This is a genomic window from Lentzea indica, assembly GCF_012184385.1.
Taxonomy (GTDB): Bacteria; Actinomycetota; Actinomycetes; order Mycobacteriales; family Pseudonocardiaceae; genus Lentzea; species Lentzea indica.
The window spans coordinates 1-19,485 of the sequence record NZ_VSRL01000093.1 but is presented as its reverse complement, the minus strand read 5'-3'; the positions used below and the strand labels follow the sequence as shown (position 1 = coordinate 19,485).

Annotated in this window: 23 protein-coding genes; 12 read left to right on the top strand and 11 right to left on the bottom strand. The window is 68.2% G+C overall.

Annotated features, from left to right (window positions below; translation table 11 throughout):
- The first annotated feature begins 12 nt into the window (after positions 1-12).
- From FXN61_RS24590 to FXN61_RS24570, 5 genes are read left to right on the top strand one after another with little or no spacing between them, the layout of a single operon-like run.
- Positions 13-351, top strand: a complete 339-nt coding sequence (locus FXN61_RS24590; RefSeq protein WP_167976403.1) for a PadR family transcriptional regulator — start codon at positions 13-15, stop codon at positions 349-351.
- Positions 336-1,013 (top strand): permease prefix domain 1-containing protein, encoded by a 678-nt coding sequence (locus FXN61_RS24585; RefSeq protein WP_167976402.1) that lies wholly within the window; start codon positions 336-338, stop codon positions 1,011-1,013. Before FXN61_RS24590 ends, FXN61_RS24585 begins: the two co-directional genes overlap by 16 nt.
- Complete coding sequence (locus FXN61_RS24580; RefSeq protein ID WP_167976401.1) at positions 1,010-1,306, top strand: DivIVA domain-containing protein; 297 nt, start codon at positions 1,010-1,012, stop codon at positions 1,304-1,306. The genes FXN61_RS24585 and FXN61_RS24580 overlap by 4 nt, the downstream gene beginning before the upstream one ends.
- Positions 1,293-1,691 (top strand): SRPBCC family protein, encoded by a 399-nt coding sequence (locus FXN61_RS24575; protein WP_167976400.1) that lies wholly within the window; start codon positions 1,293-1,295, stop codon positions 1,689-1,691. Before FXN61_RS24580 ends, FXN61_RS24575 begins: the two co-directional genes overlap by 14 nt.
- Positions 1,691-2,227, top strand: a complete 537-nt coding sequence (locus tag FXN61_RS24570; protein WP_167976415.1) for a DNA-3-methyladenine glycosylase I — start codon at positions 1,691-1,693, stop codon at positions 2,225-2,227. The genes FXN61_RS24575 and FXN61_RS24570 overlap by 1 nt, the downstream gene beginning before the upstream one ends.
- Here FXN61_RS24570 and FXN61_RS24565 read toward each other — a convergent pair.
- The 6 genes from FXN61_RS24565 to FXN61_RS55600 form a co-directional block, all read right to left on the bottom strand.
- Positions 2,220-2,873, bottom strand: coding sequence for a hypothetical protein (locus tag FXN61_RS24565; protein WP_167976399.1), 654 nt, complete (start codon positions 2,871-2,873; stop codon positions 2,220-2,222). The genes FXN61_RS24570 and FXN61_RS24565 overlap by 8 nt on opposite strands.
- A 10-nt stretch (positions 2,874-2,883) precedes the next feature.
- Positions 2,884-3,258: a hypothetical protein gene (locus FXN61_RS24560; RefSeq protein ID WP_167976398.1), complete on the bottom strand. Its 375-nt coding sequence runs from the start codon at positions 3,256-3,258 to the stop codon at positions 2,884-2,886.
- Complete coding sequence (locus tag FXN61_RS24555; protein WP_167976397.1) at positions 3,255-3,548, bottom strand: hypothetical protein; 294 nt, start codon at positions 3,546-3,548, stop codon at positions 3,255-3,257. The genes FXN61_RS24560 and FXN61_RS24555 overlap by 4 nt, the downstream gene beginning before the upstream one ends.
- Positions 3,536-3,979, bottom strand: a complete 444-nt coding sequence (locus tag FXN61_RS24550; protein WP_167976396.1) for a YbaB/EbfC family nucleoid-associated protein — start codon at positions 3,977-3,979, stop codon at positions 3,536-3,538. Before FXN61_RS24550 ends, FXN61_RS24555 begins: the two co-directional genes overlap by 13 nt.
- Positions 3,980-4,063: 84 nt before the next feature.
- The gene (locus tag FXN61_RS24545; RefSeq protein ID WP_167976395.1) at positions 4,064-4,849 is read right to left on the bottom strand and encodes an enoyl-CoA hydratase-related protein; all 786 of its coding nucleotides are present in this window, start codon (positions 4,847-4,849) and stop codon (positions 4,064-4,066) included.
- Positions 4,850-4,859: 10 nt separating this feature from the next.
- Positions 4,860-5,657: a PaaX family transcriptional regulator gene (locus tag FXN61_RS55600; RefSeq protein WP_167976394.1), complete on the bottom strand. Its 798-nt coding sequence runs from the start codon at positions 5,655-5,657 to the stop codon at positions 4,860-4,862.
- Positions 5,658-5,866: 209 nt separating this feature from the next.
- Here FXN61_RS55600 and FXN61_RS24535 point away from each other — a divergent pair, with 209 nt between their 5' ends.
- The 3 genes from FXN61_RS24535 (at position 5,867) to FXN61_RS24525 (ending at position 9,313) form a co-directional block, all read left to right on the top strand.
- Positions 5,867-6,034, top strand: coding sequence for a DUF3117 domain-containing protein (locus FXN61_RS24535; RefSeq protein WP_065914675.1), 168 nt, complete (start codon positions 5,867-5,869; stop codon positions 6,032-6,034).
- A gap of 174 nt (positions 6,035-6,208) precedes the next feature.
- Entirely contained in the window at positions 6,209-7,627 is a 1,419-nt protein-coding gene (locus FXN61_RS24530; RefSeq protein ID WP_312877966.1) for a leucyl aminopeptidase family protein, read from the top strand.
- Positions 7,628-7,714: 87 nt separating this feature from the next.
- Positions 7,715-9,313 carry a membrane dipeptidase gene (locus FXN61_RS24525; protein ID WP_223165577.1) on the top strand — a complete coding sequence of 533 codons (1,599 nt, stop codon included), beginning with the start codon at positions 7,715-7,717 and terminating at the stop codon, positions 9,311-9,313.
- Here the strand turns inward: FXN61_RS24525 and FXN61_RS24520 are convergent.
- Positions 9,295-10,188, bottom strand: coding sequence for a LysR family transcriptional regulator (locus tag FXN61_RS24520; protein WP_312877965.1), 894 nt, complete (start codon positions 10,186-10,188; stop codon positions 9,295-9,297). The two genes, FXN61_RS24525 and FXN61_RS24520, sit on opposite strands and share 19 nt — an antisense overlap.
- 52 nt (positions 10,189-10,240) lie before the next feature.
- Between FXN61_RS24520 and FXN61_RS24515 the strand changes: the two genes are divergently transcribed.
- Positions 10,241-11,485, top strand: coding sequence for an MFS transporter (locus FXN61_RS24515; protein ID WP_167976391.1), 1,245 nt, complete (start codon positions 10,241-10,243; stop codon positions 11,483-11,485).
- A gap of 1,329 nt (positions 11,486-12,814) precedes the next feature.
- On the opposite strand, the gene glgA is transcribed toward FXN61_RS24515, so the two are convergent.
- Entirely contained in the window at positions 12,815-13,966 is a 1,152-nt protein-coding gene (gene glgA, locus FXN61_RS24510; protein WP_167976390.1) for a glycogen synthase, read from the bottom strand.
- 88 nt (positions 13,967-14,054) lie between these two features.
- Between glgA and glgC the strand changes: the two genes are divergently transcribed.
- A complete protein-coding gene (gene glgC, locus FXN61_RS24505) occupies positions 14,055-15,269 on the top strand; it encodes a glucose-1-phosphate adenylyltransferase (protein ID WP_167976389.1) in 1,215 nt (404 codons plus the stop codon).
- Here glgC and FXN61_RS24500 read toward each other — a convergent pair.
- The 3 genes from FXN61_RS24500 to FXN61_RS24490 all read right to left on the bottom strand — a co-directional run bounded on the left by FXN61_RS24500 (position 15,266) and on the right by FXN61_RS24490 (position 18,259).
- Entirely contained in the window at positions 15,266-15,973 is a 708-nt protein-coding gene (locus tag FXN61_RS24500) for a hypothetical protein (RefSeq protein WP_167976388.1), read from the bottom strand. The genes glgC and FXN61_RS24500 overlap by 4 nt on opposite strands.
- Entirely contained in the window at positions 15,931-17,523 is a 1,593-nt protein-coding gene (locus FXN61_RS24495; RefSeq protein ID WP_167976387.1) for an SdrD B-like domain-containing protein, read from the bottom strand. Before FXN61_RS24495 ends, FXN61_RS24500 begins: the two co-directional genes overlap by 43 nt.
- 103 nt (positions 17,524-17,626) lie before the next feature.
- Positions 17,627-18,259, bottom strand: a complete 633-nt coding sequence (locus tag FXN61_RS24490; protein ID WP_167976386.1) for an O-methyltransferase — start codon at positions 18,257-18,259, stop codon at positions 17,627-17,629.
- Positions 18,260-18,478: 219 nt separating this feature from the next.
- Between FXN61_RS24490 and sigE the strand changes: the two genes are divergently transcribed.
- Together sigE and FXN61_RS24480 are read left to right on the top strand one after the other, a co-directional pair.
- Complete coding sequence (gene sigE / locus FXN61_RS24485) at positions 18,479-19,060, top strand: RNA polymerase sigma factor SigE (protein WP_082374044.1); 582 nt, start codon at positions 18,479-18,481, stop codon at positions 19,058-19,060.
- A complete protein-coding gene (locus FXN61_RS24480; RefSeq protein ID WP_312877964.1) occupies positions 19,057-19,479 on the top strand; it encodes a hypothetical protein in 423 nt (140 codons plus the stop codon). Before sigE ends, FXN61_RS24480 begins: the two co-directional genes overlap by 4 nt.
- Positions 19,480-19,485 lie beyond the last annotated feature (6 nt).

Below are 19,485 nucleotides of genomic sequence, written 5' to 3'. Positions count from 1 at the left end.
GAGTCGCTACTCATGAAGCCCGACGCGCTACGCGGCCATCTCGACGCGTTGCTGCTGGCCACGCTCGACGGCAGGCAGTTGCACGGCTACGCGATCATCGAGGAGTTGCAGCAGGGCAGCGGCGGTGCTCTGGACCTGCCGACGGGCACGGTCTACCCCGCGCTCAGGAGGCTGGAGCGGGCGGGCCACGTCACCAGCGACTGGAGCACGGTCGGCGGCCGCAAGCGCCGCACCTACAAACTCACGCAGGCGGGGCAGCGGGCCCTGCTCGCCGAGCGCAGCGCGTGGCGCGAGTTCACGACGGTCATCGACGGGGTGCTGGGAGGGGGCGGCAAGTGGGCACAGACGTGATCGACAGGTACATGACCGACCTGGGGTCGAGACTCCAGGGCTCGAAGAAACAGGTCCGCGACCTGCTCACCGAGACCCGTGACAGCCTCCACGACGCCACCGAGGCGCATCTCGATCGCGGGCTGACCGAACAGGAAGCGAAGAGGCGCGCGGTCGAGGAGTTCGGCCCGGTCAAGGAGATCGCGAACGAGTACCAGGCCGAGCTGGCCGTCGCGTACGGCACACGCACGCTCATCTGGCTCGCGATCGTCCTGCCGTTGATGCACATGGCGTGGGAGTACGGCCGGATGCTGCTCGTCGGGCCGTGGCAGGACTTCGGCACGATGCCGCCGGCCTGGTACCTGTTCATCGCCAAGGCCAACGACCTGACCAGCGGCGTTGCGTCCGGGGTGGCGCTGGTGGCGTTGGTGCTGGGACGGATCCTCGCCCGCAAGTACGACACGAAACTGCTGGCCAAGCTGGCCGCGTCGATCGCGATCCTGGCCGTCGGCGTGGTCCTGCTGGGCAACGCCGCGATCATCGCGGCCACCGCGCACGTGGACGCGAGCAGGCTGATGCAGTCGTTGCCGATGAGCATCGCGAGCCTGATCACCTGGACCGTGATCGTCCGGCTCGGTCTGCTCGCTCGCCGCTGCCTGAGCTGTGCCACGATCGTCGCGTGACCAACGCCCTTCTCTACCTGATCGTGATGGTGGCCGTCGCGGCAGTGGTTTTCCTGCTCGCGGCGTTGGTGTTCGGGCGCGGCGAGGAGCTGGCGCCGCTACCGCCCGAAGCTTCGCCGACGCGGCTGCCGTCGGACGACATCACCGCGGAGGACGTCCGCGAGCTGAAGTTCCAGCAGGTGTTCCGCGGCTACAAGATGAGCGAGGTCGACTGGGCGTTGCAGCGGCTCTCGGCCGAGGTCGAGAGGCTGCGGGCGCGCGTCGAGGAGCTGGAGACCAGTGACCGACCTTGAGCTGACGGTCGAGGTGGCGGCTCCGCCGGACACCATCTTCCGTGCCATGACCGACTGGGAACGCCAGTCGGAGTGGGTGTTCGGCACTCGCGTTTCCGTGGTCGCGGGTGACGGGCGGTCGGTCGGCAGCGAGATCGACGCCGTCACGTTCGGCGTCTCGGACCGCATGCGGATCACGCGGTGGAACCCGCCGCACGCGGTCGAGGTCGAGCACATTGGTCGCGTGGTGCGAGGTACGGGTGTGTTCGCGGTGCGCGGCAGCCGTTTCGTGTGGACGGAACGTCTCGACGTGCCGTTCTTCTACCCGTTGGTGAAACCGCTCTTCGTGCTGATGCTGCGCCGGTCGCTGCAGCGGTTCGCCCGTTTCGCCGAGGAGTACCGGTGATCTCCCGTTGTCCCTGGGGAGACTCGACCCCGGACTACGTCGAGTACCACGACACCGAGTGGGGCGTGGAGCTGCACGGCACGGACGCCCTGTACGAGCGGATGTCGTTGGAGGCGTTTCAGTCCGGGCTGTCGTGGATCACGATCCTGCGCAAGCGGCCGGCGTTCCGCGCGGCGTTCTGCGACTTCGACCCGAAGCTGGTCGCGGAGTTCGGGCCTGCCGACGTCGAACGGCTGATGGCCGACGCCGGCATCGTCAGGAACCGGCTGAAGATCGAGGCCGCGATCCACAACGCGCGCACGATCGCCGAGCAGGACGTCGATCTCGACGCTCTGCTGTGGTCGTTCGCGCCGGCTGATCACGTGCGGCCGGCGACGATCGCGGACGTTCCCGCGATCACGAACGAGTCCAAGGCGATGGCCAAGGAACTGAAGCGCCGCGGCTTCAAGTTCCTCGGCCCCACCACGTGCTACGCGCTGATGCAGGCCACCGGGATGGTCGACGACCACATCGCCACGTGTTTCCGCGCTAGCTAGCCGGGCGGACTTCCCAGCCGCCCTTCTCCGCCACCACATGACCCATCGGCACGAGCTCGGCGAGCGACGCGACCTTGCTGTCGATCTGGGACATGATCGTGCGGAACTCCTGCATCTTGCCGAGGCCTTCGCCGATCAACTGGCCTGCCTTCTGGATGAACGCGCTGAGCAGACCACCGATGGCGTCCGCGACACCGAACGGGTTCGGGATCGAGCCGAGGATGCCGGTGGTCAGCTTGACGAGCTGTGCGGCGATCGTGGCGACCAGTTCGATCGCCAGCTTGTAGACATCGGTGATCGTCTTGCTGCAGCCGTACAACGCCTCGCGAATGCCCTCGACGACGCCTTTGAAGTCGCTCAACGAGTTGCGGTACTTCAACGCCCACGCCTTGAACTCGTCGGCGGCGGAGCCCTGCCACACGTCGTTGATCCTCGACACGCAGAGGTCGAAGTCCTCCTGCGCTTCCGTGAGCCGGTCCATCGTCTGAGGCGACCAGATGTCCCCGTACTGCTCCATCTTCGGCGCATGGCCGAGGATGTCCTTCAGCTTGTCGAGCACCGCGATGGCGGCGTTGTCGCCCATCTCAGCGGCGACCTCACGAATCTTCGCGTCGTGCTCGGCCGGCCACACCGGTGTTTCCGCCATGCCATCCCCCTCAGTGGTCGTCCATGCGGCCGAACTTCTCGTAGTACGAGTCGTCCATCGCCGCGTAGTGCGCCGCGACCTCGTTCAGGACGTCGCCCGCTGCCTGCAACGTCTTGGACAGCCGGTTGAAGTGGTCGACGCAGTCCCGCATCGAGTCGTTGTACTTCGCGGGTGCCTGCTCCTGCTTGCCGAGGAAGCCGAGGTCGTCCTCCGCGAGATGCGTGCTCTCCAGGCTGTTCACGACCCCTCCGGACAGGATGGTCGCGGTGGACTTGAGCTCGTCGCCCGCGAGGGCGAGCTGACGGGGCACCACGTGGTAGCCCTTCAGCTCGTTCGCCCGCTGCTGGATCGGATGGTTGGGACCGATGATCCCGCCTGACGTCATGTGCTCTCCCCCAGTAGTACGTCCCTGACCGTCGCGGCCTTCGTCTCCGCCGTGCGGATGGCCTCGACGAGTTGCCGGCCGAGCCGGCGTTCGTCCAGCGATCGCAACCGTTCCTGGTCGAACTCGATGCCGACCAGCCGGCCCGTGATGTCCACTTGCACCAGTCCGGTGCCACCGGCGACCGGTTCGCCGATGACCTTGCCCGCGGCGTCGGCGGACTTCTGTTGCAGCGCCTTGAATTCGCGCGTTCGTTCGGCGACGAGGATCTCGAGTTCGTTCAGGGAAGCCATGGCTGCTCCTCGAGAAAGCCCTTGGCGTCCTTGTCCTCGAAGTAGTCCTCAGTGCCCTTGTCGCCCGGCCGGTTCCTTGGACTGCGCCGCTCGGGTTTCGGTTCCTCGTCGCCCACCAGCCAGTGCGCGACCTGCTCACCGAGCACCTCGGACAGTGCGTCGCGGGCGGCCAGTGCGGACTGCCGTCGCGCGTTGCCGACCGCTCTGGTGATCCGCTCGCCGAGCAAATGCGGCTGGCGGCCTGTGTCCAGGCAGCCAGCCGCGAGTTCGATTTCCAGGACGTCGCCCGTGCCGTTCACGGTCACGCGGACGACGTCCGGTATTTCGTCTGTGAAGCGCCGCTCGGCCACTTCCGCCTGAGCTTGCGCGAGTTGTTGTTGCCGGGCCGCGCTCTTTTGGACGGCCGCCTCGATCTCGTCGAGAGCATTCATCAGCCACACCCCAGTCAGCCGCCTCCCTCGGCGGCGTGTGACCCACGCTACATTCGGCGGAACCGGGGTGCGGGCGATTCGGGGCTAGCGACCGATGAACTTCGGGGCGCGCTTGTTCACGAACGCGTCCACGGCCTCGCGGTGATCTTCGGTCGCGCCGCAGTCGGCCTGGGTCCGGCGCTCGGCTTCCAGCGCGTCCTCCAGGGTCCCGTCCGCCGCCGCGGCCAGCGCTTCCTTGATCTTCGCGTACGCCGTGGTGGGGCCTTGGGCGAGCTTGGCAGCGAGAGCGTGCGCGGTGGGCAGCAGTTCCTCGTCCGGCACGACCTGGTTGACCATGCCGATCCGCAACGCCTCCTCGGCGCCGACCGGCTGCGCGAGCATCATCATCTCCATCGCGCGGCCGTGCCCGATCAGCCGCGGCAGCGTGTACGACGCGCCGGAGTCCGCCGTCAGGCCGACGTTCGCGAACGCCATCAGGAACTTCGCCGACGCACCTGCGATGCGCAGGTCCGCGGCGTAGGCGAAGGACGCGCCGGCACCGGCCGCGCTGCCGTTGACCGCGGCGATCACCGGCTTCGGCATGCCGATCAGCTCGCGCACGATCGGGTTGTAGTGCTTCTCCACGGTGTGCAGCGGCGCGGGATCACCGGCCTGCAGCAACCCGATGTGCTCCTTGAGGTCCTGACCCGCGCAGAACGCCCTGCCCGTACCCGTGATCACCACCGCGCGCACCGAGGCGTCGGCCGACGTCTCCCGCAGCGCGTCGAGGAACGACTCCTTCAGCGCGATGGTGAAGGCGTTGAACGACTCGGGGCGGTTGAACGTGAACGTGCGCACACCATCGGCGTCGTCGACGAGGAGCTCGGACACTGGACCTCCATCAAGCAGTGGAAACGTTGCGAACCGGCCGCAGGCACTCGTCGACGAAACGACTCGTGCCCGGTGCCAGCCGCAGTGTCTGTTCGTCGAAGAACGACGCTGCCGCGTGCCCCGGCCAGTCCGGTGGCAACAGTTCAGCAGGAAGACCGGGATCGCGGAACAGGAACTTCCGCCACGCGTGCAGCAGCCGCTGTGAGGCCGCGAACGCCGCCGAGTCGTCGGTTTCGTCCACAACGGACACCTGCGGCTGCCACTGCGCGACGAACGCGGCGTAGTCCCTGCCCAGTTCAGCCAGGTCCCAGGCCTTCGCGGCGAGCTCCGCGTCCCCACCGTCGTGTGAACCGTGAAAAGTTCGTGCGAGAACTTCCCCGGCGGCCAGCACGTCGGCCAGCTCCGGCGACGGACGGGGCGCGATCCACGTCACAGGGCCGAGCGCGCCGTAACCGAGAAGTTGCAGCGACGAGGCGAGGTGATCACGCGAGTCGCGGCCGGGCATCTCCTCCAGCACCACGACGTGCCAGCGACCGTCCCACGTGGACGGCCGGGTGCGATAGATGCGGGCGGCGGCCTCGTCGAGCCTTCGTTCCCCGCGAGGTGTCATGGCGTAGCCAGGGCCTTCCGGCAGCCGTACGGGGTGCAGCCAGCCCTGCCGGACCGTGCGGGAAACGGCCGTGCGCACGGCCGGCGCGGCGAATCCCAGGGGTTCGAGCAGCCGGACGAGCGCGGCGATGGTGGCGACACCACCGCGTTCGCGCAGGTGGCCGCCGTAGACGTCGAAGAGCGCGGAACGGGCTCGCACCCTGTTGAGTCTGTCACGCCGCGCCGAGCCGTGCCGAAAGTGTTGCGCAGAAGTGAAATCGCGTGCTGATCAGGGACAAAGCAAGATCGACAACTATCACCCGAACTCGCCAAAAGATCGGTTCGGTTTCGCCCCTGAGTCGCGATAGGGGAGAATGGTGCAGATCCGGCCTGGCCGGACGGGGAAGATGTTGACGGAGGGAGCACGCGATGGCGGCCATGAAGCCCCGGACCGGCGACGGTCCCCTCGAGGTCACCAAGGAGGGACGCGGCATCGTCATGCGCGTGCCGCTCGAGGGTGGTGGGCGCCTCGTCGTCGAGATGTCGGCGGACGAGGCCAGCGCCTTGGGCGACGCGCTGAAGGCCGCCGCCGGCTGAAGGCATCCCGGCGAGAAGCACGTGAGCCCCGGTTTCCACAGTGGAGACCGGGGCATCGCTTCGTTCTGTCGGTGCTGTGGTGGGGCAAAGGCTGACCGTCACAGCGCTGAGTCAGAATGAGCGGTCGCGAACACATGGGGAGAGGGGTCGGCCGTGCCTTCCACGGTTCCGTCAGTGCCTACCAAGCTCGTGGACGTCGAGGTGGCAACCGCCTCGCGCCGCACGGTCCCGACGGTCGTGCTCGCGGCCACCGGACCGGCGCTGGGACCGGGTGGTGACGAGCTCGACACCTCGGAGATCACCGGCAAGGCCGGCGAGACGATCCGCCAGCGCGGGACCGACGTGTGGACGCTCGGTGTCGGCACGGGCACCCTCGGCGATCTTCGCACCGCCGGCGCCTCACTGGTGCGGGCGCTGAACGGGGACGACGCCCCGAAGTCCGTCGACGTGCTGCTGACCCCCGACTTCGACGCCGACAAGGTGCGCGCGTTCGTGCTGGGCGCGGCGCTCGGCGGCTACCGCTTCAAGGTCACCGCTGAGGACGGCCCCAAGCGCGTCGGCTCGTTGCGGCTGATCGCGGGGGACACCGGCTTCGAGGAGGTGCTGACCTCCGCCGCGCTGAAGGCCCACGCGCTGGCCACCGCCACCTCGCTCGCCCGCGACCTCGCGAACACGCCGTCCAACGTCAAGGACCCGCGCTGGCTCGCCACGACCGCAGCCAAGCTCGCGGACAAGGTCGACGGGCTGTCCGCCGTCGTGCGCGACGAGAAGTGGCTGCGGCAGCAGGGCTTCGGCGGTGTGCTCGCCGTCGGTGGCGGTTCGGCCCGCCCGCCGCGGTTCCTGGAGCTGACCTACGACGGCGGCAGCGGCCCGCACCTGGTGTTCGTCGGCAAGGGCATCACGTTCGACACCGGCGGCATCTCGGTGAAGCCCGCTGACGGCATGCACCTGATGCGCACCGACATGGCCGGCGGCGGCGCGGTGATCTCCGCGCTGCTGGCCGTGGCCCGCCGGCGGCTGCCGATCAGGGTCACCGGCCTGGTGCCGTGTGCGGAGAACCACGTCTCGGGCTCGTCGTACCGGCCGGGCGACGTCGTGCGGCACTACGGCGGCGCGACCACCGAGGTGCAGAACACCGATGCCGAGGGCCGCATGGTCCTGGCCGACGCGATGGCGTACGCGGTGAAGAACCTGAAGCCGGACCTGGTCGTGGACGTCGCGACGCTGACCGGTGCCATGAAGGTCTCGCTCGGCCTGCGCACGGGTGCCGTGTTCACCTCGTCCGCAGAACTGGCCGCCGAGGTGATCGACGCGGGCGCGAAGGCCGGCGAGAAGTGGTGGCGGATGCCGCTGCTGGAGGAGCACGTCGAGGCCGTCAACAGCGAGATCGCGGACTACAAGCAGTGCCCGCCAGGACCGGGTGGCATCACCGCCGCGCTGTTCCTGCAGAAGTTCGCCGGTGACGTGCCGTGGGCGCACCTCGACATCGCGGGGCCCGCCCGTTCGGAGAAGGTCTACGACGAGGTCGTCGCCGGGGCCACGGGGTTCGGCGCGCGGACGTTGATCGAGCTGGCCGAGAAGTACTCGCACTGAGTCACCAAGTACCGACGATCCGCCGATACGAGACGGCGGGGTTCCACGGCATGATGTGAGCGCCCCCACACCCCCGAGGAGCGCTCCGTGATCGTTCGCCTGGTCCTCGCCGTCGCACTGTTAGCGGCGGCACTCACCCCAGCAGCGGCCAGTACTCCCTGGTGGGAACCAGTGGCGAGGCCGGCGCAGGACTCGCAGATCAACGTCACCGGCGAGCCGTTCCAGGGCACCGACGACCAGGGGCGGGTGCGCGGGTTCGTCGACGCGCACAACCACCTGATGACGAACGAGGCGTTCGGCGGCCGGCTGATCTGCGGCGCGGCGTTCTCCGAGCAGGGTGCGCCGGACGCGCTGAAGGACTGTCCCGAGCACCATCCCGCGGGTCTCGGCGCGATCTTCGAGGCCCTGGTGACCTCGGACTTCGACGGCCACGACCCGGTGGGCTGGCCGACGTTCAAGGACTGGCCGTCCTACAAGACCGTCTCGCACCAGCAGAACTACTACGCCTGGCTGGAACGGGCGTGGCGCGGCGGTCAGCGCGTCCTGGTCACCGACCTCACCAGCAACGCCACGCTGTGCGTGATCTACCCGTTCAAGGACAAGCCGTGTGACGAGATGACGTCGGTGCGGCTGCAGGCCAAGCGCACCTATGAGCTGCAGGACTTCGTCGACCGCCAGTTCGGCGGGCCCGGCAAGGGCTGGTTCCGCATCGTCACCTCGTCCGAGCAGGCCAGGGACGTGATCAAGCAGGGCAAGCTCGCCGTGGTGCTCGGCATCGAGACCTCTGAGCTCTTCGGCTGCCGGCAGCTGGTCGACCTCCCGTTGTGCGGCAAGGCGGACATCGACCGAGGCCTTGACGAGGTCTACGCGCTCGGCGTGCGCAGCGCCTTCCTGTGCCACAAGTTCGACAACGCGTTGTGCGGCGTCAGGTTCGACTCGGGTGTGCAGGGCGGCGTGCTCAACGCGGGCCAGTTCCTGCGCACCGGAACGTGGTGGAAGACCGAGAAGTGCTCCGGTCCGCAGCAGGACAACCCGATCGGCGTCGCTCCGCCGAACGCGCTGATCCCGGCGACCGTGGTCGCGCCGAAGTACGACGAGGCGAAGCGGTGCAACGTGCGCGGTCTGACGTCGCTCGGCGAGTACGCGGTGCAGGGCATGATGCGGCGGCACATGATGATCGAGATCGACCACATGAGCGTGAAGGCCGCCTCTCGCACGCTTGATCTCGCTGCTCAGGCCCGCTACCCCGGCATACTGTCGAGCCACAGCTGGATGGACGCGCAGTGGACCGAGAAGGTCTACCAGCTGGGCGGTTTCGTGGCGTCCTACGAGTTCGACGCCGACGGGTTCGTCTCCCAGGCCGCCTCCACCGCCGCGCTGCGCCAGAAGTACGGCGTGGGACTCGGGTTCGGCTCCGACTACAACGGCGTGGGCTCGCACCCGTCGCCGCGCACCGGCGTGACCTACCCGTTCCGCAGCTACCCGGAAGGGCCGCTGGTCGACCGGCAGCGCACCGGCGACCGCGTGTGGGACATCAACACCGATGGCGGTGCGCACGTCGGCCTGATTCCGGACTGGGTCGAGCAGGTGCGCGGGCTCGGCGGTGACCAGCTCGTGCAGGAGCTGCTGGGCGGTGCCGAGTCGTACCTGCGCACGTGGTCAGGTGCTCAGCGCTGGTCCTCGTGAGTCCTGAGGGCGTGATCGCGGAAAGCGCGCACCGCGGGCGGCAGCGGGTGGTCCTTCAGCCACGCCAGTCCGAACACGCGGCCCGCCCGCGGGGTCAGCGGTAGTTCGCGCAGTCCGGCCGGCGGCGTGACCTCGGCGTGCGTCAGCAGTGCGACGCCGAGGCCCGCCGCGACCAGGCCCCTGACGGTCTCTATCTCCTGGCTCTCGAAGGCGATGCGAGGCGTGAACCCGGCGGCGGCGAACATGTCGTCGGTGATCTGCCTCAGGCCGTAGCCGTGCTCAAGGACGATGAGCTCCTCGTCCACCAGGTCCTTGAGCCGCACGGCCTTGCGTGAAGCCAGCCGGTGCGTCGACGGCACGACGACGATCAGTTCCTGCTCGAACAGGACCTCCGACTCGAACTCGGGTCCGTCCGGCGGGGGTGCGACGAGAGCGAGGTCGATCTCGCCGTGGAGCAGCTTCTCGACCACGGTGTACCGGGCGTTCTGGATCAGTCCGAACCGCACGTGCGGGTGCTCGGCACGGAACCCGCGGACCAGCTCCGGCACCACGGACCGGCCGAGCATGTGCAGAAAGCCCAGCACCACGCGGCCCTTCTCCGGGTCCAGCTCCTCCTCGACCTCGCGCAGGCCCGGTTCCAGCGCGGCCAGCGACCGGGTCGCCGCTTCGGCGAGCAGTCGCCCGGCGCGGGTGAGGCGCACGCGCCGTCCGGTCCTGACGATGATCGGCGCGCCGAGCTCGTCACCGAGTTCGGCGAGCCAGCGGCTGACCGTGGGCTGGGGCAGCCCGACACGTTCTGCGACACGAGTCACGTGCTCGTCGGCGGCAAGCGCTTTCAGCACCGCCAGCTTCGGGGCCAGCTCCAATTCATCCACGAATTGATTCTGACGCATTTCCGTATTGGACGTATGGCTTAGCGTCGAACGCGTGAACAGGTTGACCGCGTCCATCGCCGCGTCCGGGCTCGCGTGCTTCACGCTGCTGTACGCGCCGCAGCCGGTGCTGCCGCAGATCGCCGCGGAGTACGGGCTCGGGCCTGGCGGGGCGTCGCTCGCGTTGTCGGCGGCGACGCTCGCGCTGGCCGTGGTGGTCGTGCCCGTGGCGATGGTGTCCGAACGGCTCGGGCGCCGGCCGGTGATCGTGGTCAGCGTGCTGCTGGCGGGTCTGCTCGGCGTCGTGCTGCCGTTCGCCCCGAACTACGAGGTGTTCCTCGGCCTGCGGGTGTTGCAGGGCATTGCCGCGGCGGGTGTGCCCGCGGCGTCGATGGCCTACCTCGCCGACGAGCTGGACAACAAGAAGCTCGGCGCCGCGATGGGCGCCATGATCGCCGGCAACAGCTCGGGCGGCATGATCGGCAGGCTGCTCTCCGGCACGACGGTGGACTGGCTGGGCTGGCGCGGGTCGATCCTGCTCACCGGCGTGGTCGGGCTGGTGGCGGCCCTCATCGTGGTCTTCTTCCTCCCGCGTGCCGAGGAGGCGCCCAAGCGTGCGCCTCGCGGCATGAAGGCGGCGCTGAAGGACCCGGTGCTGCTCTCGATGTACGTGATAGCCGTGCTGCTCGTCGGGGCGTTCGTCTCGTTCTACAACGTCGCGGGCTTCCAGCTCACCGGTCCGTCGTGGCTGGAGTCGCTGGTGTTCCTGTTCTACGCGTTCGGCAGCACCTCGGCGGCCTTCGCCGGCAGGCTGGCCGACCGGTTCGGGCGCGGGCGCGTGCTGCTCCTGTGCATCGGCGTGGTGGCGCTCGGCGCTGTGGCGAGCCTGCTGTGGGTGCCGCTCGGCCTGGCGATCGTCACCGCCGGTTTCTTCGCGTCGCACGCCACCGCGAGCGGCTGGGTCGGCGCGCGGGCTCCCTCACACGCCCGTGGCCACGCGTCCGGGCTGTATCTCTGCGGGTTCTACGTGGGCAGCAGTGTCGGGGGCACGGCAGGCAGCACCTCGTACGGCGAGTGGGGCTGGATCGGCCTGGTCGTGGTGATCCTCGGCTGGCTCGCGTTGGCCGCGATGCTCACTCAGAACTCCAACGCGAGAGTCATGCGCGAGTCGGCGGTGGAGATCGCGACGCGGCCGAGCCTGGGCATGTCGAGGGCTCCCTCGACCAGGCCGACGGAGACCGAGCGGGTGTCCGCCGGGACCTCGACGATGACCGCGAACGGCAGCGGACCACCGTCGTAGCGGGCACCGACCTGCTTGGCGGTCGAGCCGTCCGGCAGCGTCACGGTGATCAGGTCTTTGGTCAGCGAGGCGCCCGCGCTGTCCGGAACGTCCCCGGTCGCTTCCAGCCGCACCTCCAGCAACGCCTTGTCCGGCGCGGAGATGGTCGCGACGTCGTACTGGCTCTCGCCGAGCTTGATCGGCCGCTGTCTGCCGAGCTTGATCCCGGTGATCTTCATGCCGATCGCGTGGTGGCCGATCCTGATCCTCTGGGTCTGCTCCTGGAACTGGACGGGACCGGCGGCGCGCTGCAGGACCGGGAGCGGGTTGTCGGTGCGCTTGCCGGTCGGGAGCTCGACGCGCTGCTCCAGCGACTTGGCGCCGAGCGTGCTGAGCGTGAGCGTCTCGGTGCCCGCCTGCGGGTCGGGCACGGTGTAGACCACGAAGACCGAGCCGGTGGCCGGCAGGCGGTCGGCCGGCAGCACCTGACGCTTGCCGGGCAGCTCCAGCGCGAGCTCGGACGGCTGCGGGGCGAAACCCTGCCAGTTGGTGCGGTGGAAACCGCTGTCCGTCTCGTTGAGCTTGTCGACCTTCATCCTGACCACCCGCAGCCGCGAGCCGGGCTCGGCACGCACCGTGCCCTCGGCGGTGAACCAGATGTCCGGGTTCGCCCACCCGGTGACGGCGGTGCCGAGCAGGTCGTCGCGCAGCTTGATGTCAACGTTGCCAAGCCCGAGGTCGGCGTTGGTCCGCTTGCCGTCGTCGGGCAGCACGGCGAGGAAGTCGCGGCCGGCGGTGAGGTCCTGCTGCTTCTTCGGGTCGAACTCCTTGCCGTCCGTGCGCACGAGCGTCCCGAGCGGTGTGCTGCGGGTGCCCTTCTCCGGCACCTGCGGCGACTGCACCTCGTAGCGGACCTCGTCATCGTTCTTGGTGACTTCCTTCAACGGCACGGGCACCCAGTCGGTGCTGGCACCGCTTCCCGGCACCTGGACCGGTCCGCACCACAGTCGTTTGTCCACCTCGGACTCGACGCCGGTCTTGGCGAACCAGCAACTGACCGCCGCCGCGCCCGCCCGTGCCACGTAGCCGTACTCCAGCGTGTAGGCGAGCTGCGCCTCGGCCTGCGCCTGCAGGTCTGAGGCGTCCGCGAGCTTCTTGCCCTCGACGGTGAGCTGAACTGCCGCCGGCTGTGTCTTGGTGGCTGTGGCGCATCCAGTCACCGCGAGGAGGACCGTCAGACCCAGCACCGCACAACGCACAGTCCTCGCGCCCCTCACCAGTTGGAACCACAACGTCACTACTGGTTAAAGGCGGCGTTCACACTTTGGGGTTGCCCTGGGTGAGTGTGTCTCAAGTCACACTGCGGTAGACCTCGACCGTCTGCTCAGCCATTGCGGACCACGAGAACTCCTGCTCAGCGCGCTTGCGACCCGCTGCCCCGAAGCGCTGGGCGCGATCCGGATCCGCGATCAGTTCGTTGATCGACTGGGCAAGTTCGAGTCGATATGTCGACAAATCGTGCTCGTCGTAGTGAACGAGGAGGCCCGTCTCGCCGTGCACGACGACCTCCGGGATGCCGCCGACGTCACTCGCGACGACCGCCGTGCCGCACGCCATCGCCTCCAGGTTCACGATGCCCAGCGGCTCGTAGACCGACGGGCAGACGAACACCGTCGCGTGGCTGAGGATCTGCCGTACCTCGGCGGGCTGCAGCATCTTCTGGATCCAGAAGACACCCGCGCGCCCTGCCGCGAGCTCGCTCACCGCCTGCCTGGTCTCGTCGGCGATCTCGGGAGTGTCCGGCGCGCCGGCGCACAACACGATCTGCGCGTCCCGGTCGATCTGGTGCGCGGCGGCGACGAGATGGCCGACACCTTTCTGCCGGGTGATCCTTCCCACGAACGCCACGATCGGTTTTTCCGGATCGATGCCGCGGGAAGTGAGCGCGTCCGTCTCCTTCACCGGGTGGTAGGCGGTGGAATCGATCCCGTTTCGCACCACGTGAACCTTCGCCGGGTCCAGCGCGGGGTAGGCGTCGAGCACGTCCGCCCGCATGCCCTCGCTGACCGCGATGACCGCGTCCGCGTGCTCGTACGCGGTGCGCTCGGCCCACGACGAGATCCGGTACCCGCCGCCGAGCTGCTCCGCCTTCCACGGCCGGCGCGGCTCCAGCGAGTGCGCGGTCACCACGTGCGGGATCCCGTGCAGGAGTTTCGCCAGGTGACCGGCCATGTTGGCGTACCAGGTGTGCGAGTGCGCGAGGTTCGCAGTGGACACAGCGGCGGCCATCTCGAGATCGACCGCGAGGGTCGTCAGCGCCGCGTTCGCCTGCTCCAGGCTGTGCGGGGGATTGTGAGCCGTCGCGTCCGATCTGGGCGCACCGAAGCAGTGCACGTCGACGTCCACGAGCTCGCGGAGATGGGGCACGAGGAATCCCACGTGCACACCAGCGCCGCCGTAAACCTCAGGTGGGTACTCCCGCGTCATGAGCGCAACTCGCACGCACCCACCGTAGATCACGGCGGTACTTGTTGGGACGAGCCGGTTTGCGTCTGGTTCGAGAACGATCGCACGGATAGGGTCACATACCGTGAAGGGGCAGCCGCACGTTCTCGGAATTGTGCTTGCCGGTGGTGAAGGCAAGCGCCTGTGGCCACTGACGGCCGACCGCGCGAAACCGGCTGTGCCCTTCGGGGGCAACTACCGGCTGGTCGACTTCGTGCTGTCGAACCTGGTCAACGCGGGGCTCGCGAAGCTCTGCGTGCTGACGCAGTACAAGTCGCACTCGCTGGACCGCCACATCTCGACGACGTGGCGCCTGTCCAATGTGCTCGGTCAGTACGTGACACCGGTTCCCGCCCAGCAACGTCTGGGCCCACGCTGGTACACGGGATCCGCTGACGCGATCTTCCAGTCGCTGAACCTCGTCCACGACGAGAAGCCGGACCACGTGGTGATCTTCGGTGCCGACCACGTGTACCGGATGGACCCCGGCCAGATGATCTCGCAGCACGTCGAGTCCGGTGCTGCCGTGACGGTGGCCGGAATCCGGGTGCCGCGCACCGAGGCGAAGGCGTTCGGGTGCATCGACTCCGACGTGTCCGGGAAGATCACGCGGTTCTTGGAAAAGCCGTCGGAGCCGCCGCACGTGCCGGACGACCCCGACGTGACTTTCGCTTCGATGGGCAACTACGTCTTCACGACCGAGGCGCTGCTGGACGCGCTGCGCGGGGACGCGTTGAACCCCGACTCGGACCACGACATGGGTGGCGACATCATCCCGATGCTCGTCGATCGGGGTAAGGCGCACGTCTACGACTTCCAGGACAACGAGGTGCCCGGCGCCACGGATCGCGATCGCGGGTACTGGCGTGACGTGGGAACCATCGACGCCTACTACGACGCTCACATGGACCTTGTTTCGGTCCATCCGATCTTCAACCTGTACAACCAGTTGTGGCCCATCCGCACTGCCACTCCGCCGTTGCCGCCGGCCAAGTTCATCGCCGGCGGGTCCGCTGAGGACTCGATGGTCGGCCCTGGGTCGATCATCTCCGGGAAGATCCACGGCTCGGTGATCTCGTCGGACGTGACCGTGGAGGTCGGGTCCGTGGTTCAGGGTTCCGTGCTGTTGCCCGGCGTGCGGATCGGGAAGGGCGCCGTCGTCCGGCGGGCCATTCTGGACAAGAACGTCGTGGTGCCGGACGGGGCGTTGATCGGCGTGGACGCGCCGATGGACCGTGAGCGCTACACCGTTTCTGCCAGCGGCGTCACGGTCCTCGGCAAGGGCGTCCGGGCTTACTAGCAGCCCGTCAGCTTGATGTCGTCCTGACCCTCGAATGCGACGACACTGCCGACCGTTCGGCCCATGAGGGTCGCGCTCGTCATGCCGCAGGTCAGCCCGGTCTTGATCGTGTCGAACTGACACACGAGGTCGGCGCGACCGTCGTCGTTGACGTCCTCAGGCGATCCGCACCGGACGAAGCTCTGCTCCAGACCGGTGGCGCCGAAGGTGAGGCTCGTCTGGTCGACTCGCGTGACGGCGTCGAACTCGGCGGTCGACAGGATCGCCACCGGGATCAGGCCCTCTTTCTTGACGTTGATCGAGCTGGGGAAGCTGCGCGGCTTCACGTCCGGCGGCACCCAGTTGATCGAGCGGACGTCGTTGGCGCGGTCCGTGTCCTCCGGGTGCGGCTCGTCGGCCGCGATCACCGCGGTCGTGGAGAACATGTGCCTGCGGTCCTCGGTGCAGGACACCGTCCAGTCCTTGGTGAACGTCGCGGTCGTGCCGGTGCCCAGAACGTGCGTCTGCTGTTGCCCGGTGTCCGGGTTGATCGTGCAGTCGGCGGGGGCGCCGAACGTGACCGTGGTGAGGGTGTGAACCGCGTCGGCCGGGCCCGCGTTCGCGACGGTCGCCGTGGTCGTGCAGGCGAAGTCCTGCGTGCGGTACTGGCGTTCGGTGCAGGTCAGCCGCAGGTCGGCCACGGAGAGGTCGGTGCGCTCGAACACCTCGACGCGGTCGTCGCCGAACCCGTGTTGTTCGCGGGATCGGGATCGTCGACGTGCAGGTGGTCGAGCAGAGCCTCTGCGGAGGCCGTGAAGTCGTGATAGCTGCGGTTTGCGCAGGTCACGTCCCACTTGCTCACCACGGTGGCCGAACCGGTGATGTCGACGTCCTCGTGGCGGGTGGTGCCCACCGGCGTCAGCGTGCAGTCCTGCGGGCCGGTCAGACCGAGCACGATGTCGGTGCGGGCGGGCGCGTGGTCACCGCCGTTCGACACCGTGGCCGTGACTGCGCACTCGAAGTGGTCGGTCACGTAGGTACGGCTCGCGCAGTCCAGCTGCGTGCCGACGACGCCGACGTCCGACTCGTCGTGTACCGGGATCGTCGTGGTGACCGATCTTCGGTTGGAGCTCGGATCCGGATCGGTGACGCCGGGCGTGGTGACGTCGAGCGCGTTGTTGAACGTGAACGCGTGGAAGCTGGGCTCGGTGCAGGTCACGTGAACCTCGAAGATCACCTCGACCGGGACGCCGAGCTGGAGCCGTCGCGTCACGGCCTGCTGGGGCTGGCGGAACGTGCAGTTGCTCTCGCCACTTGCGGAGATGACGTCTTGGACCTCGATGATCGGTGCCGGTCCGCGGTTCTCCAGAACGGCACGCACCCGCAGCGTCTGCTCGGTATCGGCGGTGAGCTTCGTCGGCGGGTCGACGACGTCGAACGTGACCTTCACCGCATCAGCCTTCGTCTCGACGTTGCCGAAATCGTGACCGCCGTAGTTGGTGTTCGCGGCGCCGATCGGCACGTGCAGGCCGTGGCGCTCGGTGCCCGAGGTGCGGGTCCAGTCGGCGCGGTTCTCTTCGGTCACGGCGTAGTCGCCAGGCAGGTGACCATCCAGCGGGAACTGGTAGTAACCGTTCGCGTCGGTGGTGGTCGCGAACAGCGGACCTGTGCCCTGACCTGCGTCGGAACGGTCGCGGTGCAGTGTCATCGTCCAGCCGGCCATACCGGGCTCGCCCGCGTCGCGGACGCCGTTGCGGTTCACGTCGTGGTACTTGTGGCCGCTGATCACCGGCACGGGCTTGGCGGAGGTGTCCTCGGAGAAGTTGCCGCAGGCCCTGCCGATGAAGCTGCTGCCGTAGGCGAGCGAAGGAATGGTGACAGGCCGATTGTGGAAGGGGTTCACGACCGAGTGGAATTCCAGCAGATGCGGTGCACAGGGCACGTCCACGGTCGAGTTTCCGTCCTTGCAGCCCGACCATTTCACATCGACCGAATCGAACTGCCGGTTCTCCAGGCGCGCATACCAGATGAAATTCGGGTCGAAGCCCCTTGCCTGGTAGTAACCCCGGTGCCGGATGATGTCCTCGTGTGACAGCAGCTGGTCGTAGCCCGGGTCGAGCACGAACGAGTTGCGGCAGCTCCCGCCAGGTGTGGAGGTGGGCATGCTTGCACCGTCGAACCAGCAGGTGTGGTTGGCGTGCGCTGTCGGAGTGGTGATGCCGATGATCGGTATGACGGCAGCCGCCAGTGCGGCGAGAACTCTTGTTGGTTTCACCTGAGCCCCTTCGGGGAATGGACGATCCCCGACCCTGCGGAGGGCATGTCGAATTGCCGTGAAGCGTTGTTACCGCGTCACTCAGGTGGGCCAACAAACTTTCTTATGGGCGGCGCGCGGCGACCAGCAGCCCGTCACCCAGCGGGAGCATGACCGGGACGAGCCGGTCGTCCTCCCTCACCAGGCGCGCGATGTCCCGCATCGCCTGGGTCGACTCGTCACGCTTGCTGGGATCCACGACGGCGCCGTGCCACAGGACGTTGTCGAACGCGATGACGCCGCCCGGCCTCAGCATGCGGACGCCGTGCTGGAGGTACTGCGGGTACTCGGGTTTGTAGGCGTCAACGAAGACGAGGTCGTACGCCGCGTCCGTCAACCGTGGCAGGACGTCCAGCGCCTTGCCCATGATCAGGCGGGTGCGCGAGGGCGAGATGCCGGCGGACGCGTACGCCTCGCGGGCGGCGCGTTGGTGTTCGGGGGCCACATCGATCGAGGTCAGGATGCCCGACTGGGGCATGCCCTCGAGCAGGTACAGGCCGCTGGTGCCCGCTCCCGTTCCGACCTCCACGACGGCCTTGGCTTGCAGCGCTGTCGCCAGGAACCGCAGCGCGGCTCCTCCACCAGCACCGATGGGCACGCAGCCCAGCTCCTGGCCGCGTGCTCGTGCTGCCAGGTGCACGTCGTCCTCGGGGAGGTACTGCTCGACGTACTCCCGCAGGGCCGATTCCGCTGTCACGGGTACGCACGTTAGTGCCCCGCGTGCCCAAAACGGGTGAACGCGGCCCGAACCGAGATTCTCAGGGTGCTCTCAGCCTGCTCTCACGATCGTTTAAAGGGAGCAGGAGAAGGTACAGAGGCAAGAAGCCAGGCTCTAGTCGGGAACATGCCGGACCCGTCGCTCGTTGAGCCGCATAAGGGTCGCCGGGCGGCCTACCTGGAGGTGCCGAAACACCTGATGCGCACGCAGTCGAGTTCGCCGGAGGCCGTCGCGCCCATCGAGACGGCCGACTGGACGCCGCCCTCGTGGGACGCAATCGTCCGTGAACACGCGGACAGGGTCTACCGGCTCGCATACCGCTTGACCGGCAACCAGCACGATGCCGAGGACCTGACCCAGGAGACGTTCATCCGGGTGTTCCGGTCGCTCGCGTCCTACAAGCCGGGCACCTTCGAGGGGTGGCTGCACCGCATCACCACCAACCTCTTCCTCGACATGGCCCGGCGTCGCAGCCGTGTGCGCATGGAGGCGCTGCCTGAGGACAACGACCGCCTTGAGGGTGACGACCTGTCCCCTGAAGAGATCTACGACGAGAACCACCTCGACCCCGACCTGCAGGCCGCGCTGGACGAGCTCCCGCCGGAGTTCCGTGCCGCGGTCGTGCTCTGTGACGTGGAAGGACTCTCCTACGAGGAGATCGGTGCCACGCTCGGGGTGAAGATGGGTACCGTGAGGAGCAGGATCCATCGGGGCCGCCAGGCTCTGAAGGTCGCTCTCGAACGCCGTCGTCAGGAATCGTTGCTGGAGGACTCTGCATGACCGACCTCCGTGGTTGGGGCCTGCCTGAGCAGCACCTGTTGCCGGACGCCGTGGTCGCGTTCGTGGACGGAGAACTGTCCTCGGTCGCACACGAGCGAGCCTCTGCGCACATCCAGCGCTGCGGCTTCTGCGCGTTCGAGACCTTCACCCAGCAGCAGGCGCGCACCGCGGTGCGCGCCGCGGCGGCGCCAACGGCGTCGGCGTCGCTGCTGGACAGGCTTGGTGCCATCCCGCAGGAGGTCGAGCTGCCGTCCGCTCCGGACGGGCTCGCGATCACCGAGGACGGTCAGTTCGTCGCCGTGCAGCGCACGGACAAGCCAGCGTTCGGCTCAGGACCGGTCCTGGGTTCGTCGAGACCTCTGGGCAGCAACGGCTGGTTCAGCGGCCGCCGCGCCGTCAGGGTGCCGGGGTCGTCGTGAGCGGCA